This is a genomic window from Curvibacter gracilis ATCC BAA-807, assembly GCF_000518645.1.
Lineage (GTDB): Bacteria > Pseudomonadota > Gammaproteobacteria > Burkholderiales > Burkholderiaceae_C > Curvibacter > Curvibacter gracilis.
Genome location: NZ_KI912468.1, coordinates 95756 through 105860, shown reverse-complemented (window position 1 = coordinate 105860; position 10105 = coordinate 95756). Strand labels below are relative to the sequence as shown.

Sequence of the window (10105 nt, the reverse complement as noted above, 5' to 3'; positions counted from 1 at the left end):
AGATCGTGTTCCCCACGGGCGTGGGGATGAACCGGCACTGGTCACCACCGGCCAGGTGTCGGCCCTGTGTTCCCCACGGGCGTGGGGATGACCCGATGTACGCCTCGATCTTGCCGATGTCGTGTGCGTATTCCCCACGGGCGTGGGGATGAACCGGGCAGGAGGCAATCAGTCTTGAACGGTTGCAGTGCCCCGTCGATGGTCATGTGTTCGCTCCCATGGTTGGATGGGCATGCCGTTGACCAGAGTCTGGCCGGCTTGCAAACCCTACCCATTCCTGGGCTGCACTGCTCGCCCCGTCAGCCCACGGGCGCGGCCGCAAGGCGTGTTGTTCAGGGCCACCCACTGCTCAATAGGCTGGGCCGGCTTTGCGCCCTAGCTGGCGGACCAGAACGGCAAGACCCAACGCGGGCACCCAGACCCAGATCAGCTCTGATCGAAAGACGCTCAATCCGGCGGGGCTGAATACACGTCTCAAACTGAGCGGTGACACCTCCATGACGGGGCAGGGAAAGAAATGGCGCTCGTTCGACCACGGCCACCAGAGAGCGACGCCCAAGCCGCCATTCGTGAGCATGTCCAACAGACCGTGCGATGCAGCGCAGAGGGCGACGAAGGCCAAGGTCTTGAGTCGTGACAGCCCCAGTCGCGCAGCGAACACCGCACCGAGAACCCCGAGCAAAAAGGCAAAGAACAAGGAGTGGCTGGCGCCTCGGTGCCCGAGCTCATGGGCATATGCGATGTGCAGACGAAACGCCAGAACATCTGCATCGGGCAGCATGGATGCGACGACGCCCAGGGCGAGCAGCCTGGGCTCTATTCGCTTTTTTCCGAGAGCCAAGGCCATGGCGATGGGTACCACGGCATGGGTGATGATGGTCGGCATTGGCGTGTCGGGCTGATTTGGGGGATCGTAGCGGCGAAATGCCGAGTCCAACGAATCGTATCCATGTGCCGCATCGCCCCACACCACCGTAGCCGGCCTAGACCCGACCGCCTGACGGCCCCAGCCGCCCCGAATCCTCCCACCCCCAGGCCTCCACCTCCTCCACCGGCACAGGCCGGCTGAACAGATACCCCTGAAACTGCTGGCAGCCGTTGTCCAGCAAGAAGGTGCGCTGTTCCTGGGTTTCGACGCCTTCGGCGATCACCTGCAGGTTCATGCTGCTGCCCAGGGCCAGCACCATGCGCACGATGGCGGCGCTGTTGGGTTCGGTGAGCACGTCGGCCACAAAGGATTGGTCGATCTTGAGCTTGTTCAGGGGCAGGCGTTTCAGGTAGCTCAGGGAGGAGTAGCCGGTGCCGAAGTCGTCCAGCGAGAAGGTGACGCCGCAGGCGGCCAGGGTGAGCATCTTGAGCTTGATGTCGTCCATGTCTTCGACCAGCATGGTCTCGGTCAGCTCCAGCTCCAGCCGGCTGGCGCTGAAGCTGTGGCGCTGCAGCAGTTCGAGCAACTGGGGCACAAAGTCGGGCTGGCGGAACTGGCGTTGGCTGATGTTCACCGCCAGGCACCAGTGGGCGCGCACAGGGTGTTGCGACCAGGCCTGCAGCTGGGCGCAGGCGGTTTCCAGCACCCATTGGCCCATGGGCACGATGAGGCCGCTCTGTTCGGCCAGGTCGATGAACTGGCCGGGCATGATCAGGCCGCGCGTGGGGTGCTGCCAGCGCAGCAGGGCTTCGGCGCCCAGCACCTGGCCCTGGGCGTCCACCTGGGGCTGGTAGTGCAGTTCGAACTGGTGCAGCACCAGGGCCTGCACCAGTTCGGCCTCAAGTTCGGAACGTTCGGTGGCGTCGGTCAGCAGCACGTGCACCAGCAGGATCAGCATGGTGGTGGCGGCCAGGGTCTGCAGCCAGGTGCCGGGGATGCGGATGTCGTCGGGCAGGGCGTAGCCGGGCACAAAGTTGGCGGTGGTGGCGGCCAGCACCACAAAGGCGCCCAGGCAGCTCAGCGCCACGCCGTAGCGCAGGCGCGGGTCGTCATCGCGGAACGCCACCAGGGCGGCCACCCCCAGGGCCAGCAGGTACAGGTGGGTGGAACGGGGCGCCATGGCGTTGGGCGGGTCCAGCAGCACGGCGTTGCCGATGACGATCACCAGCAGGCTGCCAAAGATGACCAGGTTGGCCGCCTGGCGCCGGTTCAGGCCGGTCAGGGCCAGGCTGATCAGGCCGAAGGTGAACAGCGCACCATCCATGGCCACCACCAGCCACAGGCCCTTGGAGGCAAAGAACAGGCCCCACACCAGGCCCATGAACATCATCATGGCGCTGGTCAGCAGGCGCACGCGCCGCTCGCGCCGGTGGTACAGCAGCCCCAGCTCGGGAGCCACCCACAGACGGCGCAACTGGCGGATGAGACGAACGGCGGTGTTCGACACCATGTGCAAAACCTCCCATGGCCATTCTGGCAGCAGGCGGCGGGTTTTGTCTTGTTCAGTGGTGCTGGCAAAGGGGTGAAAGGGCTTGCACTGAGGGTCGCCTGTTAACATTTTTGACCCCGCTTTGCCTGGGCTTCACGTCCTGGGGGCGCCCCGGGCGTCTAAAGTCGGGGCCTTCGGTCGCCGGCCGTGGGTGCTTTGTCTGGGTTGTTGATGCAGAGTGTTCTTTCTCTTTTGGCCTTGTTGTTGCTGGTGGCCTGTTCGGGTGTGATGGCGCGCTTCTGGCCGCGGGTGCCGCAGCCGCTGTTGCAGTTGTTGATGGGGGCGTTGGTCGCCTGGCCGGCCTCGGGCCTGCGGGTCGAGCTGGATCCGGCCACTTTCATGCTGCTGCTGGTGCCCCCGATGTTGTTTGCCGATGGCTGGCAGATGCCCAAGCGCGAGTTCGGCGCCAACATGTGGCCGATTCTGCTGCTGGCGGTGGGCCTGGTGCTGGTCACGGTGCTGGGCGTGGGGCACGTGATTCACTGGCTGTTGCCGGCCATGCCCTTGTCGGTGGCCTTTGTGCTGGCGGCCGTGCTGTCGCCCACCGATGCGCTGGCGGTGTCGGCGGTGGCGCACCGGCTGCCCATGCCGCCGCGGCTGCAGACGATTCTCGAGGGCGAGTCGCTGATGAACGACGCCTCGGCCCTGGTGGCGGTCAAGTTTGCGGTGGCGGCCACGCTCACCCAGCAGTTCTCGCTGGGCCGGGCCTTGCTCGACATGGTGTGGATGTCGGGCGGTGGGGTGCTGGTGGGCCTGGTGTTTGCGCGGGTGTTTGCGGCGCTGCACGACCGTTTTCTGTTCTGGCGCGAAGGGGCTGAGGCGGCACCGCCGGTGCTGGTGATTTTGCTGATGCCTTTCGGGCCCTACCTGCTGGCCGAGCACTTCGGCCTGTCGGGTGTGCTGGCCGCGGTGGCGGCGGGCATGGCGGCCAGCCAGTTCGATGTGCGCAGCACGCGCTTCAATGCCTTCCATGTGCAGGCCCAGGGCACCTGGGAGGTGATCCGCTTTGCCTTCACCGGCCTGGTGTTCGTGTTGCTGGGCCAGCAATTGCCCGAGCTGCTGCAGAACCTGCAAGAGCCGCTGCAAGACCTGAAAGAGGCGGGCGCCCGGGTGCACCACGGGCATGCGCTGGGCCCCTTGTTGCTGAGCACGGCGGGCATTGCCCTGGCCCTGTTGGCGGTGCGCTTTGTGAGCCTGGCGGTGGGCGCGGCCCTGCCGGCCTGGTTGCCCAGGCGCTGGCGCCGCGGCACGGTGCGGCCGGTTCCCTTGAGCTGGGTGGGCGTGGCCTCGCTGGGCGGCATCCGGGGCGGTATCACGCTGGCGGCGGTGCTGGGCTTGCCGGCCATGCTCAACGACGGCACGCCGTTTCCGGCACGTGAGCTGCTGATTTTTCAGGCAACGATGATCATCGTGGTGTCTTTGCTGGGGGGCAGCATCGGGCTGCCCTGGTTGCTGCAGCGCCTGGGCACGACCAGCGGGCCGGGCAGCCGGCGGCGCAGCCGCGAGCTGCGCTGGGCGCGCAAGCGCGCCTCGCGTGCGGCCCTGCAGGCCCTGCATTCACCCGAGGTCGAGGCCGAGGTGGACGCCGTGGCGGAGGCGGCCCAAGGCCCCGCCCGCGAGGCCGCCGACGATGTTCGCCAGCGCGTGCGGCACCTGTACCACCACCGCCTCAATGAGGCCGTGGGCGATGAAGAGTCGCGCCTGGTGTCGCAAGGGGTGCTGGCCCTCGAAAAGCGCCTGCGCCTGATGGCGCTGCAGGTGGAGCGCGAAGAGTTGGCCGGCCTGCGCGAGCGGCATCAGATCAACGACGAGACTTACCGGGTGCTGATGCGCGAGATCGACATGGTCGAGCTGGTGCTGCGCGGCGCCATCCATTGAGGGCGGCTTGGGTCACGCCTGGCGCAGGGCAGGCACCTCGGCCAGCAGCGTGTCGAGCGTGATCAGGGCCTGGTCCAGCGCGTAGTCGGCCAGTTGCTGGCTGATCTGCTCGGTGGCCACCGGGTGGACGGCATGCAGATCGTGCTCGAGCGCGGCAAAGGCGCTGGTGGCGCGCACATCGTCGGTGCTCAGCAGCTGCCGCAAGTCGTGCACAGCGCCGGCCAGGGCCGCCGGGGGCCGGGCGGGCGCGGCCGGTGCCGTGGGCTGGCCCTCGGTGGCCTGAGCCAGTGCCTGCAACCAGGGCAGCAGGCGGCTCATCTGTGCGCTCAGCTCGTCCAGCTCCGGCAGTGCAATGGCTGGCGTCGGGGCCGGTGCTTCGGTGTTGGAGTCGGCGCTTGAGTCGGTGTTTGGGTCGGTGTTTGAGTGGCCCTCGGGCGCTGCGAGGCGGTTCTTGAGCTCGCGCTCCAGGGCGGCCGCCAGGTTCTGCACCGCGCTCAGGCCCAGGGTGCCTGCCAGGCCTTTGAGGGTGTGGGCCATGCGGCGGGCGCCCTCGGTGTCGCCTTGGCTCAGCAGGGTCTGCAGGGCCTGGGCATCGGCCCCGTGCTCCAGGCCGAAGCGGTGCAGCAGGGTCATCAGCCGCTGCGGCCGGCCCAGCACATTGCGCAGGGCCGGGCCCAGGGCCAGGCCGGGCACGGCCCGCAGAGCCGCTGGAAGATCGGTGGACAAATTGGTGGGCAGATTGCCGGTCACCGCCTCGCTCTGCCCCAGCCGTGGCGTGTCACCGGACAGGGGGGCCGCGGCCAGGGTGTCGTGGCGGGCGGTGCGGGCCTGGGCTGTGGCTGTGGCTGTGGCTGTGGCATCGCCTGCGGCCAAGGGGGGGAGCCATTGCAGCAGGGTGCGGTACAGCACCTCGGGGTCGACCGGCTTGGGGATGTGGTCGTTCATGCCGGCGGCCAGGCAGGCCTGGCGGTCTTCCTCGTAGGCGTTGGCCGTCATGGCCAGGATGGGGGTGTCGGCGTGCCCGGGCAGTTGGCGGATCGCGCGGGTGGCTTGCAGGCCGTCCAGGCGAGGCATTTGCAGATCCATCAGGATCAGGTCGTAAGGGTTTTCTCTGGCCAGCTCCAGCGCCTCCTGGCCGTCCTGGGCCAGATCCGCCTTCAGCCCGGCATGGGTCAGCAAGTCCAGCGCCACCTCCTGGTTGAGCGCGTTGTCTTCGGCCAGCAGCACGCGGGACTGGTGGTGCTGCGCCAGGGCCTGTTCGACCTCGCTCATGGCCAGTCTGTGGCTGCGGTCGGGCAGGGGGGCGGTGCCCAGGGCCTGGCTCAGGGCATGGGCCAGCACCGAGGGAATCACCGGCTTGCTCACAAAGGCGGTGTAGCCGTGGTCATTCAGGGTGCTGGGGGCGACTTCGCGCACGGCGCTCATCAGCAACTGGTGCGGCCGGGCCGTCAGGGGCAGGCGCTGCAGGCGGTCGCCGGTGGCCAGACCATCGAGCCCGGGCATGGCCCAGTCGATCAGCAGCACACGGTAGGGGTCGCCCAGGTGGTCGGCCTGCTGCACGCGCTCCAGGGCCTGTTCGCCCGAGGCCACGGCGTCGGCGCGTGCGCCCAGGCCGGTCAGGATGTCGGTCATCGACTCGCGCGCATCGGCCTGGTCGTCCACCACCAGCATGCGGGTGCCTGGGGCCATCGCGGGCAGCGCCGAGCGCTGGCTGCTGTGCTGCGCCTGCTCGAAAGGCGCCTCGATCCAGAAGGTGCTGCCTTGGCCCAGGGTGCTTTCCACGCCCACCTCGCCCCCCATCATGTCGGCCAGGCGGCGCGAGATCACCAGGCCCAGCCCGGTGCCGCCAAAGCGCCGGGTGGTCGAGACATCGGCCTGGGCAAAGGGCTGGAACAGTCGCTGCAACTGTTCGGGGCTGAGCCCGATGCCCGTGTCGCGCACCTCGAAGCGAACCCACAGTCGGTGGCCCTCCTGGCGCGAAACCCGGCCGCGCAGCACCACGCTGCCGCGGTGGGTGAACTTGATCGCATTGCTGGTGAAGTTCAGCAGCACCTGGCCCAGGCGCAGACCGTCGCCATGCAACTGGGGGGGCAGGGTGGCGATGTCGGTCACCAGCTCCAGGCCCTTGGCGTCGGCGCGGTCGCCCAGCAGATTGCACACGTTGCGGATCACGTGCTCCACCTCGAAGTCGGTCGGGTCCAGCGACATGCGGCCGGCTTCGATCTTCGAGAAGTCCAGGATGTCGTTGATGATGCCCAGCAGGTGGTGCGCCGCATCGTTCACCTTGTCGAGCTGGCTGCGCTGGTGCGGGGTGACGTGGTCGCGCTGGATCAGGTGGGTGATGCCGATGATGGCGTTCATCGGGGTGCGGATCTCGTGGCTCATGTTGGCCAGAAAGGCGCTCTTGGTCTGGTTGGCGGCTTCGGCGGCCTCCTTGGCAGCGGCCAGCTCGGCGGTGCGCTCGGCCACCATGTCCTGCAGCTGGTTCTGGAAGCGCAGCAGCGCGCGCTGGTCCTCCTTTTGCCGGGTGATGTCGGTCCAGATGGCCGAGATGTAACGCCGGCCCTGGATCTCGATGATGCGCGAGCTGATGGCCAGGTCGAGCAGGCTGCCGTCCTTGCGGCGGCGCTGCACTTCGTCGTGTGCGCCGCCTTCGGCCTGCACGGTGTGGATGCGCTGCTGCAGTTGCTCGCGCCCTTGCGGGGGCGTCACATCGTAGATCGACAGGTGGCCGAACTCCTCGCGCGTGTAGCCCAGCATGGCGCAGGCGGCTTCGTTGAACTCCACAAAGGCCAGGGTCTCCAGTTCGATCAGCACGATGCCGTTGTCCGACTGGCTCATCACGGCGGCGTACATCTGCTCGCGCTGGCGCAGGGCTTCGCCGGCCTGGCGCACCACGGTCATGTCCTGGGCCATGCCGTCGGCCCAGATCACACGACCGGACTCGTCGCGGTTCATCTCGGCGCGTTCGCGGATCCAGCGCGTGACGCCCTGCATCACCACCCGGTGCTCGATGTCGTAGCGCTTGCCCTTGAGGGCGGCACGCCAGGCCTGGCGCACGGATTCGCGGTCGTCCGGGTGCACCATCTCCATGAAACCGGCCAGGGTGATGGGCGTCCCTTTTTCCACCCAGAACAGCTCGTAGGTCTCGTCGGACCAGCGCAGGCTGCCGTCACGCATGTGCAGTGTCCAGCTGCCGATGCGTGCCAGCTGCTGGGTGCGGCGCAGGTTGGCTTCGCTGTCGCGCAGGGCATGTTCGGCTGCGCGCGCGGCGGTGATGTCGCGCGCCACCCCCAGCACGCCGAGCAAGGCGCCGTCCTGGTCGTACAAAGGGGTCTTGACGGTCTGAACCAGCTCGCGGTGCTGGTCGCTGGCAAAGGTCAACCATTCCTCGTTGCTCACGGGGTGGCCTGCCAGCACGGCCTGCAGGTCGTTCTGGCGGAACAGGTCGGCCATGTCACGCGTCACCAGGTCGTAGTCGGTCTTGCCCAGCAGTTGGGTCTCGGTGTGGCCGACGAAATCTTCGAAGCGCCGGTTGCACAGCAGGTACAGACCTTCGGCATTTTTCATCCAGACCAGGTCGGGCATGCCGCGCACCAGGCTCTTCAGGCGGTGGCGTTCGGCGTCCAGCGCCAGCTGGGTCTGCTGGCGCGCCTCCAGGGTGCGCACAAAGTTGACCACGGCCTGGGCCAGGTCGCGCACCGTGCTGTTGCGGGTGCGGGTCAGGTCCTCGACCTGCGACAGGGTGCCCAGGTCCAGCGGCATGGCCGCCTCGCCAGCGGGCGAGGGGGCCGAGCGGGCCGCCTGGCTGAGCTGGCCCAGGGCACCGGCCAGCAGGTCGAGCGGGCGCGTCAGCCACCAAGAGATCAGCAGCCACAGCAGGCACATCAGCAGCAGGCTGACGGCGGCGAGGCTGGCGGCGGTGTAGACAAAGTCGTGACGCTGGCCGGCCATGGCGGCCAGGCGGCTTTCGGTCTCTTCGGTCAACTGACCGGTCAGCTGCGTGGCGTGCCCCACGTAGTGCAGGTAGTGCTCCAGGGCTTCGGCGGCGCGGACTTGGCCCAGGCGCGGCGAGGCCGACAGCAGTTCGGTGGCCATCATCATGTAGGCGCGGTACTGCTCGTAGGCCTCCAGGGTTTCTGCCGTGAGCGGGCTCAGGCCATTGCCCAGGATGGCCAGGGCCTGGGTCATCTGGTCGCGCTGCCGGTCTTGCCCGGCCAGTTCGTCGATCAGCCGTGTGTTGGCCTGCCGGGCCTGGTCCACCGTCAACCGGCCTTCCTGGGCCAGATTGAGCAGTTGGCTCAGGCGTTGGTGCAGGCCCAGCATCTGGTGGCCCAGCAGGGTGCTGTGGGTCATGGCCGTGGTCACGGCCAGCACCTCGGCCTGGCGCCGGTCCTGCTGTTCGACCAGGCGTTGCAGGGCCATCAGGTTGACGGCCACGGCCACACAGGCGGCCAGCACCATGGGCACGAAGAACAGCAGCAACAGGCTGGCCCGCTTTTTCAGCAGCAGCAAGGCGGGAGTGGGTGCCATGGTGGAGGGCTTGTCGTTGTGGTGGGGCCTCGAAGGCGCTTCAGCCCAGCGCGTGTCGTGGGGGGATGTCGGCGTAGCGCATGGCCACCTCGACAAAGCGGGGCAGCAAGGCCAGGAAGGCGTCCACCACCTCGGGGTCGAAGTGCTGGCCACGGCCGTCGGTGATGATCTGGACCACCCGGTCGATGGGGAAGGGCTCTTTGTAGTGGCGCTTGCAGGTCAGGGCATCGAACACATCGGCCAGGGCCATCAGGCGTGCCGCCACCGGGATGTCCTCGCCCGCCAGGCCCCTGGGGTAGCCGCTGCCGTCCCATTTCTCGTGGTGGCTCAGGGCGATCTGCTGGGCGATCTGCAGAAACTCCAGCGCCGGGCCGGGGCCGCGCGAGACCTGGCCATGGCCGGCCTGCACGCGCAGGATGGCCTCTTGCAGCGCATCGGCCCCGATCTGGCTGTGCGTCTTCATCACCTCGAACTCTTCAGGCGTCAGCCGCCCGGGCTTGAGCAGGATCTGGTCGGCGATGCCCACCTTGCCGATGTCGTGCAGCGGCGCGGCCTTGGCGATCAGGCTGTCGTAGGGTGGGCGCAGGGCCTGGGCAAAGCGCGGGTGCTCGCGCAGGTGCTCGATCAGCAACTCGACATAGGCCTGGGTGCGGTGCAGGTGGTTGCCGGTTTCGTTGTCGCGCTTTTCGGCCAGCAGGGCCAGGGCGTTCAGGCTCACGTCCTTGATCAGTTCGTTTTCCTCGGTGCGCTGCTGCACCTGGTGTTCCAGGTTCTCGTTTTGCCGGCGCAGGCTGTCGCGCGCCTGCTTGAGTTCGAGGTGGGTGCGCACCCGCGCCAGCAGGATGGCGGCGCGGATCGGCTTGGCCACGTAGTCGACGGCGCCCTGGCTCAGGCCGCGCTCTTCGTCGTCATCGCCCGACATGGCGGTGACGAAGATCACCGGGATGTCGCGCGTGGCCGGGTCGGCCTGCAGGCGCTCCAGCACGCTGTAGCCGTCCAGCCCCGGCATCATGATGTCCAGCAGGATCAGGTCGGGGCGGGGCTGGGTGTGCACCGCCGCCAGGGCCCGTTGGCCCGAGTTGGCCACGCGCACGCGGTACAGGGGACTCAGCAACTCGCCCATCACGGCCAGGTTGGCGCTGGTGTCGTCCACCACCAGGATGGTGTTGCGCGTGTCGTGTTCGGGCGGGGGCAGGGTAGGGTCCATGGCAGCTTGTCTGGGTGCGTGGGGCGTGCAGAGCCGGTTCTGATCTGGGAAACCCGTCAGACCGACCGTC

At 68.0% G+C, this 10105-nt stretch carries 5 protein-coding genes; 1 reads left to right on the top strand and 4 read right to left on the bottom strand.

Annotated elements, in window-relative coordinates; genetic code table 11:
- Window positions 1-349: 349 nt before the first annotated feature.
- Together L880_RS0130805 and L880_RS34060 are read right to left on the bottom strand one after the other, a co-directional pair.
- A complete protein-coding gene (locus L880_RS0130805) occupies window positions 350-886 on the bottom strand; it encodes a metal-dependent hydrolase (RefSeq protein ID WP_027478877.1) in 537 nt (178 codons plus the stop codon).
- Between the two features lie 97 nt (window positions 887-983).
- Window positions 984-2378, bottom strand: a complete 1395-nt coding sequence (locus L880_RS34060; RefSeq protein ID WP_043331167.1) for a putative bifunctional diguanylate cyclase/phosphodiesterase — start codon at window positions 2376-2378, stop codon at window positions 984-986.
- 210 nt (window positions 2379-2588) lie between these two features.
- On the opposite strand from L880_RS34060, the gene L880_RS0130795 reads away from it, so the two are divergent.
- Window positions 2589-4295, top strand: a complete 1707-nt coding sequence (locus tag L880_RS0130795; protein WP_027478876.1) for a Na+/H+ antiporter — start codon at window positions 2589-2591, stop codon at window positions 4293-4295.
- Window positions 4296-4307: 12 nt separating this feature from the next.
- On the opposite strand, the gene L880_RS34690 is transcribed toward L880_RS0130795, so the two are convergent.
- Together L880_RS34690 and L880_RS0130785 are read right to left on the bottom strand one after the other, a co-directional pair.
- Window positions 4308-8828 (bottom strand): response regulator, encoded by a 4521-nt coding sequence (locus tag L880_RS34690; RefSeq protein ID WP_157463127.1) that lies wholly within the window; start codon window positions 8826-8828, stop codon window positions 4308-4310.
- Between the two features lie 40 nt (window positions 8829-8868).
- Window positions 8869-10035, bottom strand: a complete 1167-nt coding sequence (locus tag L880_RS0130785) for a response regulator (RefSeq protein WP_027478875.1) — start codon at window positions 10033-10035, stop codon at window positions 8869-8871.
- Between the last annotated feature and the right edge of the window lie 70 nt (window positions 10036-10105).

Bases quoted from the DNA above. Each gene is read 5' to 3' on its own strand.
- L880_RS0130805 (WP_027478877.1), bottom strand. From the start codon at position 886: ATGCCGACCATCATCACCCATGCCGTGGTACCCATCGCCATGGCCTTG.
- L880_RS34060 (WP_043331167.1), bottom strand. From the start codon at position 2,378: ATGGTGTCGAACACCGCCGTTCGTCTCATCCGCCAGTTGCGCCGTCTG.
- L880_RS0130795 (WP_027478876.1), top strand. From the start codon at position 2,589: ATGCAGAGTGTTCTTTCTCTTTTGGCCTTGTTGTTGCTGGTGGCCTGT.
- L880_RS34690 (WP_157463127.1), bottom strand. From the start codon at position 8,828: ATGGCACCCACTCCCGCCTTGCTGCTGCTGAAAAAGCGGGCCAGCCTG.
- L880_RS0130785 (WP_027478875.1), bottom strand. From the start codon at position 10,035: ATGGACCCTACCCTGCCCCCGCCCGAACACGACACGCGCAACACCATC.